General features: G+C 70.9%; 10 protein-coding genes and 1 pseudogene. 8 read left to right on the top strand and 3 right to left on the bottom strand.

Features of this window, described 5'->3' with window-relative positions; genetic code table 11:
- Window positions 1-74: 74 nt before the first annotated feature.
- Both ACZ4N4_RS08610 and ACZ4N4_RS08605 read right to left on the bottom strand, forming a co-directional pair.
- A complete protein-coding gene (locus ACZ4N4_RS08610; RefSeq protein WP_467585978.1) occupies window positions 75-2,627 on the bottom strand; it encodes an ATP-dependent Clp protease ATP-binding subunit in 2,553 nt (850 codons plus the stop codon).
- Window positions 2,628-2,833: 206 nt separating this feature from the next.
- Window positions 2,834-3,007: pseudogene (locus ACZ4N4_RS08605) on the bottom strand (type I methionyl aminopeptidase); the annotation flags it as partial.
- 189 nt (window positions 3,008-3,196) lie between these two features.
- Between ACZ4N4_RS08605 and ACZ4N4_RS08600 the strand changes: the two are divergent.
- The 8 genes from ACZ4N4_RS08600 (at window position 3,197) to ACZ4N4_RS08565 (ending at window position 13,809) form a co-directional block, all read left to right on the top strand.
- The gene (locus ACZ4N4_RS08600) at window positions 3,197-4,633 is read left to right on the top strand and encodes a hypothetical protein (RefSeq protein ID WP_467585975.1); all 1,437 of its coding nucleotides are present in this window, start codon (window positions 3,197-3,199) and stop codon (window positions 4,631-4,633) included.
- Window positions 4,634-4,770: 137 nt separating this feature from the next.
- Window positions 4,771-5,613: a nitrilase-related carbon-nitrogen hydrolase gene (locus tag ACZ4N4_RS08595; protein ID WP_450766261.1), complete on the top strand. Its 843-nt coding sequence runs from the start codon at window positions 4,771-4,773 to the stop codon at window positions 5,611-5,613.
- Window positions 5,610-6,893, top strand: a complete 1,284-nt coding sequence (locus tag ACZ4N4_RS08590) for an aspartate aminotransferase family protein (protein WP_453569490.1) — start codon at window positions 5,610-5,612, stop codon at window positions 6,891-6,893. Before ACZ4N4_RS08595 ends, ACZ4N4_RS08590 begins: the two co-directional genes overlap by 4 nt.
- 118 nt (window positions 6,894-7,011) lie before the next feature.
- Window positions 7,012-8,595: a PucR family transcriptional regulator gene (locus ACZ4N4_RS08585; RefSeq protein WP_453569493.1), complete on the top strand. Its 1,584-nt coding sequence runs from the start codon at window positions 7,012-7,014 to the stop codon at window positions 8,593-8,595.
- Window positions 8,596-8,750: 155 nt separating this feature from the next.
- Complete coding sequence (locus ACZ4N4_RS08580; protein WP_467585972.1) at window positions 8,751-9,593, top strand: nitrilase-related carbon-nitrogen hydrolase; 843 nt, start codon at window positions 8,751-8,753, stop codon at window positions 9,591-9,593.
- Between the two features lie 117 nt (window positions 9,594-9,710).
- Complete coding sequence (hydA, locus tag ACZ4N4_RS08575; RefSeq protein ID WP_453569497.1) at window positions 9,711-11,114, top strand: dihydropyrimidinase; 1,404 nt, start codon at window positions 9,711-9,713, stop codon at window positions 11,112-11,114.
- 11 nt (window positions 11,115-11,125) lie between these two features.
- On the top strand, window positions 11,126-12,145 hold the full coding sequence (locus tag ACZ4N4_RS08570) for a TIGR03842 family LLM class F420-dependent oxidoreductase (RefSeq protein WP_467585970.1): 1,020 nt from the start codon (window positions 11,126-11,128) through the stop codon (window positions 12,143-12,145).
- A 137-nt stretch (window positions 12,146-12,282) separates the two neighbouring features.
- Window positions 12,283-13,809, top strand: a complete 1,527-nt coding sequence (locus tag ACZ4N4_RS08565) for an NCS1 family nucleobase:cation symporter-1 (RefSeq protein WP_467585967.1) — start codon at window positions 12,283-12,285, stop codon at window positions 13,807-13,809.
- Between the two features lie 22 nt (window positions 13,810-13,831).
- Here ACZ4N4_RS08565 and ACZ4N4_RS08560 read toward each other — a convergent pair whose 3' ends face one another.
- Window positions 13,832-14,512: a hypothetical protein gene (locus ACZ4N4_RS08560; protein ID WP_467585964.1), complete on the bottom strand. Its 681-nt coding sequence runs from the start codon at window positions 14,510-14,512 to the stop codon at window positions 13,832-13,834.
- Window positions 14,513-14,743: the final 231 nt, after the last annotated feature.

The raw sequence follows: 14,743 nt of genomic DNA, 5'->3' as shown, positions 1-14,743 counted from the left end.
GCGGCAGCCGCAAATTGACACTGCCGCGGCGGCAGCCGCAAATTGACACAGCCCCGCGCCCCTGTCGGGGCGCCTCAGCCGGGCGCGCTTGAAAGGTCCTGCTTCCGAAACACCAGACTCCCGCCCTCCACATCCACCGTCACCACGCTGCCCTCCGTGACCGTGCCGTCCAGAAGCAGACGGGACAGCGGGTTGTCGACCTCCCGCTGGATCGTGCGGCGCAGTGGCCGTGCGCCGTACTCCGGCTGGTAGCCGTGTTCCGCCAGCCAGTCGACCGCCGCGTCCGTGAAGCGGGCCGTGATGCCCTGGGCGTGCAGCATGCGGCGGGTGTGCTCCAGCAGCAGTTCGGTGATCTGGTGCAGCTGTTCGCCGGTGAGCTGGCGGAAGACCACGATCTCGTCGATGCGGTTCAGGAACTCCGGGCGGAAGTGGTCCCGAAGCGGGCGGAGGACCTGTTCCCGGCGGGCCTCCTGCGTCGCCTCCTCCCCGCCGGGGCCGAAGCCGACAGTCGCGCCGCGCCTGGTGATCACGTCCGAGCCGAGGTTGCTCGTCATCACGATGACCGTGTTGGTGAAGTCCACCGTGCGGCCCTGGGAGTCGGTCAGGCGGCCGTCGTCCAGGACCTGGAGCAGGATGTTGAAGACGTCCGGGTGGGCCTTCTCCACCTCGTCGAGGAGGAGAAGCGAGTAGGGGTGGCGGCGGACCACCTCGGTGAGCTGCCCCGCCTCCTCGTGGCCGACATAGCCGGGCGGGGCGCCGACCAGGCGGGAGACGGTGTGGCGCTCCTGGTACTCGCTCATGTCCAGGCGGACCATCCGGTCCTCGCTGCCGAACAGGACCTCGGCGAGGGCACGGGCCAGTTCGGTCTTGCCGACACCGGTCGGGCCGAGGAAGAGGAAGCTGCCGATCGGGCGGTCCGGGCTGGCGAGCCCGGCGCGGGAGCGGAGCACCGCCTCGGAGACGGCCGCGACCGCCTCGTTCTGGCCGATGACCCGCTGGTGCAGATGAGCCTCCAGGCCCAGCAGCCGCTCCTTCTCCTCCTGGGTGAGGTTGCTGACCGGGATACCGGTCTGGCGGGACACCACCTCGGCGATCGCCTCGGCCGTCACCTCCAGGTCCATCCCCTCGTCCGCCTCGTCCTCGCCGGAGAGTTCGGCGATGCGTGTCTTCAACTCACCGATGCGGTCGCGGAGCTGGGTCGCGTGTTCGTACTGCTCGTCGGCGACCGCCTGGTCCTTGTCCCGGGTGAGCTGCTCGATCTCGCGCTCCATGGTCCGTACGTCGCTGCCCTTGGCGCGGGAGCCGAGGCGTACCCGGGCACCGGCCTGGTCGATCAGGTCGATCGCCTTGTCCGGGAGCCTGCGGTCGGTGAGGTAGCGGTCGGACAGCTCCACGGCGGCGACCAGGGCCTCGTCGGTGTAGCGGACCTGGTGGTGGGCCTCGTAGCGGTCGCGCAGGGCGCGCAGGATCTCGATGGTGTCCGGGACGGTCGGCTCGGGCACCAGGATCGGCTGGAAGCGGCGGGCCAGCGCCGCGTCCTTCTCGATCTTGCGGAACTCCTCCAGCGTGGTCGCGCCCACGATGTGCAGCTCGCCCCGGGCCAGCGCCGGCTTGAGGATGTTGCCCGCATCCATCGAGCCGCCCTCGCCGCCGCCTCCGGCGCCGACCACGGTGTGCAGTTCGTCGATGAAGACGACCAGCTGGTCGGAGTGGGCGCGGATCTCCTTCACGATGTTGGTCAGGCGCTCCTCGAAGTCACCCCGGAAGCGGGTGCCCGCGACCACGCCGGGCAGGTCGAGGGCGATCACCCGGCGCCCGGAGAGAACGTCCGGCACGTCCTGGTCGGCGATCCGCTGGGCCAGGCCCTCGACGATCGCGGTCTTGCCGACACCGGCGTCGCCGATCAGCACGGGGTTGTTCTTGCCGCGCCGGGAGAGCACCTCGATGGTCTGCTCGATCTCGTCGTCGCGGCCGATGACCGGGTCGATCCGGCCCTCACCGGCCAGCTCGGTGAGATCGCGGCCGTACTTGTCGAGTGTGGGCGTGCCGGTACGGCGGCGGCTGTCCGTGCTGGTGAGGACCCGGTCGGTGTCCGGGACGTCCGCCGGCAGGCCGGCCGCGAACCGGGCCGCGTTCAGGATGTGCCCGGCGGCCGAGTCCGGGTTGGCGGCGAGTGCGCCCAGTACGTGCTCGGGGCCGATGTATCCGGCGCCGCTGGCCCGGGCCAGGTCGTGCGCGTCCAGCAGGGCCCGCTTCACGGCCGGGGTCAGGGACAGCGAGGTCGGCGGGGGCGCCTCGCCGGGCGGGTGCTGGACCGGCCCGGCGCGGCCGTCGATCGCCGTGGCCAGCGAGTCGGGATCCGCGCCGGACCTGCTGAGCAGGGAGCGGGTCGGCTCCGCCGTCAGGGCCGCGCGCAGCAGATGCTCGGTGTCGAGGTCCCGGCTGCCGTGTTCGGCCGCGTACTGGGCGGCGCCCCGGACCAGTTCCCGGGCGGGCTGGCTGAGCAGCCTGCCGATGTCTACCTGACGGGGGCCCTGGCGCTCGCCTCCGCCGCCGAAGAAGCGGGCGAGGAACTCTCCGAAAGGATCCTGTCCGAAGTCGCTCGGTCCGGGGTAGCCGCTGCTCATGAGCGATCGTTCCGTTCCGGCGTCCCGGCGCCTGGCGGGACGCCCTCGCTGGTCGACGTGCCGGTCCACGCGGGTGCCCCGTGCAGCGCCCGGTCACACCACCTTCGCACGCCTGCCCGAAGGGGGCATGTCCAGCACTGCGGGGGCGGCCGAGGGGGTCGGCACGGTCGCCGTTGTGCGGAGGAAATCCGCAGGTACAGCCTGCGTCAGCGCTTCGGATTCCTTTCCGTGAGGATCCGCGGCCCCGCCTCCGTGATCGCCACCGTGTGCTCCACGTGCGCCGCGCCGGAGCCGTCGTTCGTGCGCAGGGTCCAGCCGTCGGGAGCCTCGTGGTAGCCGTCCCGGCCGCGGCCGATCAGCATGGGCTCGATCGCCAGGGCGCCCGTGCGCTCGGCCTGTCGATGGACGAACCGGTGGCCCGCTGCGCCATGGCCCCGGTGTGAGGCGGATCGGTCAAGATCCCGTAATGAGGGCTCTGCGCGCCCGCTGAAAACTCCCCGTAGCAGCCCCGTAACACAACTGGTGTTGCCTACGAAGCCGGAGTGTTCCGGTCGGGTGGGAGTGCGGCGATGACTGTGGATCAGCTCCCGGGCCGGGTACGGGAGTTCGCGAACTACCTCAACGGCCTGCTGGCGCGCCTGGACCAGGGGAGCGGCTGGTGCGCGGTGTTCTGGCAGCGCGACCCCGACGGTATGCAGGCCTGCCTCGGCGGCCGTGAGGTCCCGCCCTGGGACGTCGTGGAGGCGCTTGTCCAGGACTTCGCGACCGCCTACGGTCCCGAGGCCGCCGCCCGCGCGGCCGAGCAGGGCCGGCACCTGCACGCCGGCGCCCTCGCCGCGTACGACGCCCGGCCCGGGGTCCGGGAGGAGCTGAGCGACCGCCTCGACGTCATGCTCCGCGAACAGCGCTACGCCGCCGAACGGCTGGCCCAGCTCGGCCGCGCGTACAGCTCCGCGCACTCCCGCGAGGAGGCCGAGTCCCTCGACATCGACCTCGCCTGGGCCCGCGACGACCACGAACGGGCCTCCGCTCGGTGCGCCGAACTCCGGGCCCGGATGGGGCGGTTGGAGCGCCAGGCCGAACCGGGGCCGCCGTCGCCCGGGCCTGCCGCAGAACCGACCGCGACCGCGTCCACGACCGTGCAAACGTCCACGACCGCGCAAGCGACCGCATCCGGTACGACGATGCGCGGCCGCCCCGACGGCGGCACAGCCCGGCCGTCCTCCGCCCCGCAGGCGCCCGAAGCCCCGGCCCCCGCTCCCGCCCCAGCCCCCGCCAAGCAGCGCAAGCGCCGGCGGGGCAGCGCCCGGTTCGCCGGGCTGGCGGAGGACGAGGCCGTGCCCACCGCCGTACCGCAGACGCCGGAGGCGGCCGTATCCGCGGACCCCGGTGGCCGTCGCACCCCGCGCGGCGCCCGGTTCGCCGGGGCCGCCGAGGCACCGGTGCGGCCGGAGCCGGTGGTGGAGCAGGCCGACGAGGAGGCGGGACAGGCCGTGACGGGGGCCGTGGCGCGACTCGAACGGCTGCGGGCCGAGGGCCGCACCGGAGAGGCGCACGCGCTCCTGGCCGAGGCCGCGCAGTGGCCCGCCGCCTGCTTCCCCCTGCTCGCGGACGCCCTCCAGCGGGCCGGGCTCGGCGCGGACTGGGCCACGCTGCTCTGGGAGACGGCCTCGCTGCCGGCCGCCCGGCTGGTGGCCGCAGCCGACGCGCTGACCGCCGCGGGCCGGACCGCCGACGGCCGCCAGATCCTCCGCCAGGGCGTGGTCCGCCCCGCCACCGAGATCGGCCAGGCCGTCCTCGCCCTGGACACGGCGGGCCGCCACCGCGAGGTCCGGGCCCTGCTGGACACCTACGTCCAGGTCCGCACCCCGGAAGAGGCGGCGCACAGCGCGGAACCCGACCCGCACCGCATGGTCCCGCTGCTCCTGCGCTCGGCCCGGACGGTCTCGGACCAACGCCACTGGGACCTGCTGCACGCGCTGCGGGTGGCAGGCCTCACCTCCTGACGCACGGGCGCACCGGCCCCCGCATCCGCCAGCCAGGTTAGAAACGAGATCGACTCGGCGGCTTAACGACGATGGTCTTGGCAAGGACTCCGAGGAGGCTTACTTTCGACCCTCTACGGGCGTAGAAGGAGCAGCTCATGGCCAACGTCGTACGCGCCGCTCTGGTCCAGGCCACCTGGACCGGCGACACCGAGTCCATGGTGGCGAAACACGAGGTGCACGCCCGCGAGGCGGCCCGCCGGGGTGCGAAGATCATCGGATTTCAGGAAGTCTTCAACGCCCCCTACTTCTGCCAGGTCCAGGAACCCGAGCACTACCGCTGGGCCGAGCCGGTCCCGGACGGCCCCACGGTCCGTCGTATGCAGGAGCTGGCCCGCGAGACCGGCATGGTCGTCGTCGTCCCGGTGTTCGAGGTCGAGCAGTCCGGGTTCTACTACAACACCGCCGTGGTGATCGACGCCGACGGCAGCGTCCTCGGCAAGTACCGCAAGCACCACATCCCGCAGGTCAAGGGCTTCTGGGAGAAGTACTACTTCAAGCCCGGGAACGTCGGCTGGCCGGTCTTCGACACCGCCGTCGGCAAGGTCGGCGTGTACATCTGCTACGACCGCCACTTCCCGGAGGGGTGGCGGCAACTCGGTCTCAACGGCGCCCAGTTGGTCTACAACCCGTCGGCCACCTCGCGCGGCCTGTCGGCCTACCTCTGGCAGCTGGAGCAGCCCGCGGCCGCCGTCGCCAACGAGTACTTCATCGCCGCCATCAACCGGGTCGGCCAGGAGGAGTACGGGGACAACGACTTCTACGGCACGAGCTACTTCGTCGATCCGCGTGGGCAGTTCGTGGGGGAGGTTGCGAGCGACAAGAGCGAGGAACTCGTCGTCCGCGACCTCGACTTCGACCTGATCGAAGAAGTACGGCAGCAGTGGGCCTTCTACCGCGACCGCCGTCCCGACGCCTACGAAGGGCTGGTACAGCCGTGAACGACCTCTTCGCCCGCCACCGCCAGGTCCTGCCCGACTGGCTGGCCCTCTACTACGACGAGCCGCTGGAGATCAGCCACGGGGAGGGCCGGCACGTCTGGGACGCGGACGGCAACCGCTACCTCGACTTCTTCGGCGGCATCCTCACCACGATGACCGCGCACGCCCTCCCCGAGGTGACGAAGGCGGTGAGTGAGCAGGCAGGACGGATCATCCACTCCTCCACGCTCTACCTCAACCGTCCGATGGTCGAACTGGCCGAGCGTGTAGCTCACTTGAGCGGCATCCCGGACGCCCGGGTGTTCTTCACCACCTCCGGCACCGAGGCCAACGACACCGCCCTGCTGCTCGCGACGACCTACCGCCGGACCAACACGATCCTGGCGATGCGCAACAGCTACCACGGCCGCTCCTTCAGCGCCGTCGGCATCACCGGCAACAAGGGCTGGTCCCCCACCTCCCTCTCGCCGCTCCAGACGCTGTACGTCCACGGCGGCGTGCGCACCCGCGGCCCGTACGCCGATCTGAACGACCGGGACTTCATCGCGGCCTGCGTCGAGGACCTGCGCGACCTCCTCGGCCACACCCGCCCGCCGGCCGCGCTGATCGCCGAGCCCATCCAGGGCGTCGGCGGCTTCACCTCCCCGCCCGACGGGCTGTACGCGGCCTTCCGCAAGGTCCTCCAGGAGCAGGGCATCCTCTGGATCGCCGACGAGGTGCAGACCGGCTGGGGCCGCACCGGCGAGCACTTCTGGGGCTGGCAGGCACACGGCCAGAGCGGCCCGCCGGACATCGTCACCTTCGCCAAGGGCATCGGCAACGGCATGTCCATCGGCGGCGTGATCGCCCGCTCCGAGATCATGAACTGCCTGGACTCCAACAGCATCTCGACGTTCGGCGGCACCCAGATCACCATGGCGGCGGGCCTCGCCAACCTGTCGTACCTCCTGGACCACGACCTCCAGGGCAACGCCCGCCGGGTGGGCGGCCTGCTGATCGAACGCCTCCGTGCCGTCGCCGCCCAACTGCCCGGCGTACGGGAGGTCCGGGGCCGCGGCCTGATGATCGGCGTCGAACTGGTCAAGCCCGGCACGGACGAGGCCGACCCCAAGTCCGCGGCGACGGTCCTGGAAGCGGCGCGCGAGGCCGGCCTCCTGATCGGCAAGGGCGGCGGCCACAACACCAGCGCCCTGCGCATCGCGCCGCCCCTGTCCCTGACGGTGGCGGAGGCGGAGGAGGGCGCGGCGATCCTGGAAAGCGCTCTGAGAAGCGCCTACTGAAGCGCCCCAAAGGGGCGCGGGGCTGTTTCGGATATGCGGCTACCGCCGCGCGGGCGCGACCAGCCCCACCGGCCCGCAGTCCCTGAACGCACCGAACCCGACCAAGGGACCACGCCAGATGACCGCCACTTGGGATCCCCCGAACACCACAGACAGCCCCATACTGTCGGTCCGCCAGATCCTCTCCCTGGAACGGGTCCTCGCCGGCGACCCCGAGGTGGTGGCCGGCGCCGCCCACCTCGACCGCCCCGTCCGCTGGGTGCACGTGGCCGAGGCGCCCGACGTCGGCGTCATGCTCACCGGCGGCGAGATGGTCCTCACCACCGGCGTCCTGCTGGCGGACGACGCGCACAAACAGGCCGAGTACATCCAGTCCCTGCACCGGGCCGAGGCCGCCGCGGTCGTCCTCGGCCTCGGGCGCGCCTTCCCGTCCCCGCCCGACGCCATGCGCCGCGCGGCGGACCGCTGCGGCCTCCCCCTGGTGGTCCTGCACCGCCCCTTCCCCTTCGCCGAGCTGACGGAGGAGGTCCAGTCCCGTCTGGTACGGCGGAAGTTCGCCGCCGTCAGCCTCTCCGAGTCGGTCCGTACCGCCCTCACCGGCCTCATCACCGCCGGCGCCCCGCTGCAACGCCTCCTCGACGAGGTCGCCGTGCACAGCGCCTGCCCGGTCGTCGTCACCAACCTCGCGCACCGGGTGCTGGCCACCGCGGGGGAGCGGTCGGCCGTGGACGACGTGCTGCGCGACTGGGAGCGCATCGCCCGGCAGGCCGGCGGCGGCGAGGGCGATGGCTGGATCCGCGCCGAACTCGGTGGCCGCGGCGAGCGCTGGGGCCGGATCATGCTCTGCGGCTACCGCGGTGACACCGCCACCGGGCGGCTGCTCGCCGACCGCGGTGCCGAGGCCCTCGTCCTGCACCGCATGCTCGGCGGCGGCTCCGCCCACAGCTGGGAGGAGCAGTCCGCGCAGAGCCTGCTGACCGACCTGGTCTCCGGGGTCGTACCGGCCCGGCAGCTGCTGCCCAGGGCCCGGGCGGCCGGACTGCCGGTCAACCGGCGGACCTTCGTCCCCGTCGTCGTCACGGATGCCGAACCGGCCCAACTGGAGAGGATTCTCCGGCTGCTGGGGCTGCCCGGACTCGTCGCCGAGCTCACCGAACGCGTCACCGCCGTCCTGCTCAGCCTCGCCCGCGACCAGGACGCCGACGCCCTCGCCACGCACTTCGCCGTCCGGCTGCACGGCGAGGCGGCCGAGCCGCAGGCGGTGGTCGCCGCCGCCGGCCCCCGTACCTCCTGGGACGACGTGCCCGCCGGTCTGCGCGAGGCACAGCACGTGGCCGACGCCGTCGCCGACTCCTCGGACGCCCTCGACCTGCCACCCGTCGTACGGCTCAAGGACGTACACCTGCGGGGCCTGATCCGGCTGCTCCGCGACGACCCGCACGTCCAGTCCTTCGCCGAGCGCGAGCTGGACGGGCTGCTGTGCGGAAAAGGCGTCGACCAGGACCTCCTCGGCGTCCTGCGGACGTACCTCGCCACCGGGCGCAACAAGTCCCGCACCGCCCAGCTGCACCACGTCTCGCGACCCGCCCTGTACCGCCGCCTGGAAGCGATACAGGCCCGGCTCGGCGTCGACCTCGACGACTTCGAACAGGCGGCCTCCGTGCACATCGCACTCCTCGCACATGACGCGCAACAGCGGTGAAACATGCGACGACCTGGGAAAACGGCGGTGAAACATGAGCCGACGACCGCGTGACACGGTGACACGCGGAGCGCCCGCAGACGTGACACCGTGCCACTCAAAGCCCGCTTCCGGACTTTCTAGGCTCCTCGCACACCGAGCGACCGGAGGTCCCGATGAGCCGAGTGATTCGTGCCGCCCTGTTCCAGACCGCCTGGACCGGCGACAAGGAGTCGATGATCCAGGTCCACGAGCAGGCGGTCCGCGACGCGGCCGCGCAGGGCGCCCAGGTCCTGTGCTTCCAGGAACTGTTCTACGGACCCTACTTCTGCCAGGTCCAGGACAAGGCGTTCTACGAGTACGCCGAGCAGGTACCGGACGGCCCGGTCGTCCAGCGTTTCCAGGCCCTCGCGCGGGAGTTGGGCATCGTCCTGATCCTGCCGGTGTACGAGGAGGAGCAGCCCGGCGTCCTCTACAACACCGCGGCCGTGATCGACGCGGACGGCTCGTACCTCGGCAAGTACCGCAAGCACCACATCCCCCAGGTCCCCGGCTTCTGGGAGAAGTTCTACTTCCGTCCGGGCAACGCGGGCTGGCCGGTCTTCGAGACCGCGGTCGGGAAGATCGGCGTCTACATCTGCTACGACCGGCACTTCCCCGAGGGCTGGCGGGCGTTGGGCCTCGGCGGCGCCGAGATCGTCTTCAACCCGTCGGCCACCTCGCGCGGACTCTCCCGCTACCTCTGGCAGTTGGAGCAGCCGGCGGCGGCCGTGGCCAACGAGTACTTCGTCGGCGCGATCAACCGGGTCGGCGTGGAGGACCTGGGGGACAACGACTTCTACGGGACCTCGTACTTCGTGGACCCGGAGGGCCAGTTCGTCGGCGAGGTGGCTTCCGACAAGGAGACCGAACTCGTCGTCCGCGACCTGGACCTGGCCAAGCTGCGCGAGGTCCGCGACCGCTGGCAGTTCTTCCGGGACCGCCGCCCGGACGCGTACGGCCCCATCACCGCACCGTAGAACCGGCGTTGACCGCGCCCCATCAGGGGCGCGGGGCGGCACCGAACATGCGGCTACCGCCGCGTAGGCGCGACCAGCCACGTCGGACCCGCACGTGACCACGAACGAGAGGACCCCATGACCGGCCGTACCCTCATCCGCGGTGGACTCGTCATCACCGCGTCCGACGAGATCCACGCCGACGTCCTGATCGAGGACGGCCGTATCGCCGCCCTCGCCGCCGCCGGAACCCCCGCCGCCGAGGCCTTCACCGCCGAGCGGACCATCGACGCCACCGGCAAGTACGTCATCCCGGGCGGCGTCGACGCCCACACCCACATGGAGCTGCCGTTCGGCGGCACCTTCGCCTCCGACACCTTCGAGACCGGCACCCGGGCCGCCGCCTGGGGCGGTACGACGACGATCGTCGACTTCGCGGTGCAGAGCGTCGGCCACAGCCTGCGTGAGGGCCTGGACGCCTGGCACGCCAAGGCCGAGGGCAACTGCGCGATCGACTACGGCTTCCACATGATCGTCTCCGATGTGAACCAGGAGACGCTCAAGGAGATGGACCTGCTGGTCGAGGAGGGGGTGACCTCCTTCAAGCAGTTCATGGCCTACCCCGGCGTCTTCTACTCCGACGACGGCCAGATCCTGCGCGCCATGCAGCGCTCCGCCGAGAACGGCGGCCTGATCATGATGCACGCAGAGAACGGCATCGCCATCGACGTCCTGGTGGAGCAGGCGCTGGCCCGCGGCGAGACCGACCCCCGCTACCACGGCGAGGTGCGCAAGGCGCTGCTGGAAGCCGAGGCCACGCACCGGGCCATCAAGCTCGCCCAGGTGGCCGGCGCGCCCCTGTACGTCGTGCACGTCTCGGCGATGGAGGCGGTGGCCGAGCTGGCGCGGGCGCGCGACGAGGGGCTGCCCGTCTTCGGCGAGACCTGCCCGCAGTACCTGTTCCTGTCGACCGATAACCTCGCCGAGCCCGACTTCGAGGGTTCCAAGTACGTGTGCTCGACCCCCTTGCGGCCCAAGGAGCACCAGGCCAAGCTCTGGCAGGGCCTGAGGACCGACGACCTCCAGGTGGTCTCCACCGACCACTGCCCCTTCTGCTTCGTGGGCCAGAAGGAGCTGGGCCGCGGGGACTTCTCGAAGATCCCCAACGGCCTGCCCGGCGTCGAGAACCGCATGGACCTGCTCCACCAGGCCGTCGTCGACGGGCACATCTCGCGCCGTCGCTGGATCGAGATCGCCTGCGCCGCCCCGGCCCGGATGTTCGGGATGTACCCGAAGAAGGGCACCATCACCCCGGGTGCCGACGCCGACGTCGTCATCTACGACCCGCACGCCGAGCAGATCGTCTCCGCCGAGACCCACCACATGAACGTCGACTACTCGGCGTACGAGGGCAAGCGGCTCACCGGCCGGGTCGAGACGGTCCTCTCGCGCGGCGAACTCGTCATCACCGAGCGGGAGTACACCGGACACGCCGGGCACGGCGTCTACACCCCGCGCTCCACCTGTCAGTACCTCAACTAGGAGTGGCGCCCATGGACTTCGGACTCGTCCTGCAGACCGACCCGCCGGCCTCCCGTGTCATCAGCCTGATGAAGCGGGCCGAACGCAACGGGTTCTCGTACGGCTGGACCTTCGACTCCGCCGTGCTGTGGCAGGAACCGTTCGTGATCTACAGCCAGATCCTCGCCAACACGACGAAGCTGACCGTCGGGCCGATGGTCACCAACCCGGGCACCCGCACCTGGGAGGTCACCGCCTCCACCTTCGCCACCCTCAACGACATGTTCGGCAACCGCACGGTCTGCGGCATCGGCCGCGGCGACTCCGCGATGCGGGTGGCCGGGCGCAAGCCCAACACCCTCGCCCGGATCAGCGAGGCCATGAAGGTCATCCGGGCGCTGGGCCGGGGCGAGGAGGCCGACCTGGGCGGCACGGTGATCCGGTTCCCGTGGATCAGGCCCGGTGCCGAACTCCCCGTCTGGATGGCCGCGTACGGCCCGAAGGCGCTCAAGATGACCGGCGAGGAGGCCGACGGCTTCATCCTCCAGCTCTCCGACCTCTACCTCACCGAGTACATGGTGAAGGCGGTGAAGGACGCGGCGGTGGCCGCCGGACGTGACCCGTCCGAGGTCAGGATCTGCGTCGCCGCCCCGGCGTACGTCACCGAGGACGGCTCGCCCGAGGCCCTGGCGCACGCCCGTGACCAGTGCCGCTGGTTCGGCGGCATGGTCGGCAACCACGTAGCCGACCTCGTCGCCAAGTACGGCGAGCACTCCGCCGCCGTACCCGACGAACTCACCGACTACATCAAGTCCCGCCAGGCCTACGACTACGCGCACCACGGGCGCAGCGGCAACCCCGACACCGAGTTCGTGCCCGACGAGATCGTCGACCGGTTCTGCGTCATCGGACCGGCGGAGAAGCACATCGAGAAGCTGAACGCACTGCGCGAGCTGGGCGTCGACCAGTTCGCCGTCTACGACATGCACGACGCGCAGGAAGCCACCATCGACGCATACGGGAGCAAGGTCATCCCGGCCGTCAACGGCTGATCCGCACCCACCGGTTGATCTCCCCCTTCCCGCCGTCCCGGGAAGGGGGTCCCCCCTCGCACCCCCCGCTCACCTCCCCCCTCGGCGCCACCCGCACGGCCTTTCTCCCGTCCCGCCTCCTCCCGATTGGCCTGCCCATGACCGACACCGCTCCCACGGCCATACCGCCGTCCGGCCAAGTCACCGCCTCCGACGGGCGCGTCGAGCTCGCCCCGGGCTCCCCGCCGCCGACCGGTCCCTACGCCAACGAGGACCTGCTGCCGGTCCCCGTCGAAAAGCGCACGTGGACCACGTACAACTTCTCCGCGCTCTGGGTCGGCATGGCCCACAACACGGCGTCCTGGACCCTGGCCTCCGGGCTGATCGCGGTCGGCATGGACTGGAAACAGGCCGTGTTCACCATCGCCCTGGCCAACCTGATCGTCCTGGTCCCGATGCTGCTCACCGGGCACGCCGGACCGAAGTACGGCATCCCCTTCCCGGTCTTCGCCCGCGCAAGCTTCGGCGTACGCGGCGCCAACCTCCCCGCCGTCGTACGGGCGCTGGTGGCCTGCGGCTGGTTCGGCATCCAGACCTGGATCGGCGGCGAGGCCATCTACTTCCTCGCCGGCAAGCTCATCGGCGGCAGCTGGGCGAACGCCTCGCACGTCGGCGGCTACGCCTGGACCATGTGGCTGTCGTTCGCGATCTTCTGGGCGCTCCAGGTCGCCATCATCTACCGGGGCATGGAGACCATCCGCCGCTTCGAGAACTGGGCCGCGCCCTTCGTGATCGTCGGCGCGATCGTGATGCTGGTCTGGATGAGCAACAAGGCCGGCGGTCTCGGCCCGCTCTTCGACCAGCCCTCCAAGCTCGGGTGGGGCGGGGACTTCTGGAAGCTGTTCTGGCCCTCGCTGATGGGCATGATCGGCTTCTGGTCCACCCTGAGCCTGAACATCCCGGACTTCACCCGGTATGGCAAGAGCCAGAAGGCGCAGACCTGGGGGCAGGCCCTCGGTCTGCCGACCACGATGACCCTGTTCGCGTTCCTGTCGGTCCTGGTGACCTCCGGTTCCCAGGCCGTGTACGGAGCGCCGATCTGGGACCCGGTCCAGCTGGCCGCCAAGACGGACAACGTGGTCGGGCTGCTCTACGCCCTGGTCACCGTCCTCGTCGCGACCCTGTCCGTGAACATCGCGGCCAACCTGGTGTCGCCGTCGTTCGACTTCTCCAACATCGCGCCCCGGAAGATCAGTTTCCGCACCGGCGCCCTGATCACCTGCGTGCTCGGTGTGGTGATCTTCCCGTGGAAGCTGTACTCCGACCCGCAGGGCTACATCTTCACCTGGCTCGGCCTGGTCGGCGGTCTGCTCGGCACGGTCGCCGGCATCCTCATCGCCGACTACTGGCTGCTGCGCCGCACCCGCCTCGACCTGACCGACCTGTACCGCACGGGCGGCCGTTACTGGTACGACGGCGGCTGGAACTGGCGGGCGGTCGTGGCCTTCCTCGTCGGCGGTGTCCTCGCCGTCGGCGGCGCCAGCTTCAAGCCGCTGTTCGACGGCCGCCCGATCCCGGCGTTGTCCTCGCTCGCCGACTACGGCTGGGCGGTCGGCCTCGGCACGTCCCTGGTGCTGTACGTGGGACTGACCCTGCTGACGAGGCGCACCCCCGAAGAGGCATGAGCGCGAAGGGCGGCCGGAACGGTTACCGGCTGCCCTTCAGCGCGGTCACCGCGCTCTTCGCCGCCTTGATGGCGCCCTTGTTGATCTCGTCCGTGGACGGCGCCTTCTTGTTCTCGAAGTCGCTGCCGTTGTAGGTGATGACCACCAGCGCGTTGGAGACCTGGGCCATCACCACGCCCTCACGGGTCTGCTGCTTGTCCTCGGTAGTGAGGTTCACCACCGAGTAGCCGCTGTCACCGAGCCCCGGCACCGCGCCGCCGCCGCTCTTCTCCGCGACCCGGTCCTTGTACTCCTTCGCCGCCGCCGCGTCCGTGTCCATGATCTCGAAGGAGACGTCGAGCCAGCGGTAGTCGTACCCCTTGAGCGCGTTCCAGGAGCAGGTGCGGCGCAGCTTGGTGTCCGTGGAGGGGATCTCCTTGCCGGCCGTCTTCGCGCCCGGCACCAGCGACTTGATGGTGGCCACCGGGATGCTGCCGCAGGGCGCGGGAGCGCCGGCGTAGGTCTTGGCGGCCCCCGTCGACGCCGTGGACGACGACGGGGCGTCGCTCGCCGACTGGCCGGCCGTCTGCTGGGTCGAGGTGCTACCGGAGGCGGTGGCGGACGTCTTGTCCGGACCCGACGCCATCGCCCAGCCCGCACAGGCGAGCACGGCGACCGGCGTCAGGCGCGCGGTGAGGGCGAGTGGCAGTGGTAGAGAACGCAAGTCGCACTTCTCGTGGGGGACGGTGTGCCGAGGTGTCCACACTGCGGACGGGACGCCAGTGTCACACGACTCACTGTGGGGTGGAAGTGGAATCGGCGCCTTGCCTGTGCGGCAGGCACTTACGCCCTGTTGACGAGGCCCGCGGGCCCGTCCCCGTACATCCGGAATGTCGTGTGGTCACGGTCCCCGTACTTCCGGAATGTCGTGACTGGGCCTGGCTCCGGAAGGTGA

The sequence above is a fragment of the Streptomyces sp. NPDC026538 genome (assembly GCF_055567535.1).
The sequence above is the reverse complement of the archived record's forward strand: the minus strand, read 5'-3'. Positions and strand labels throughout refer to the sequence as shown.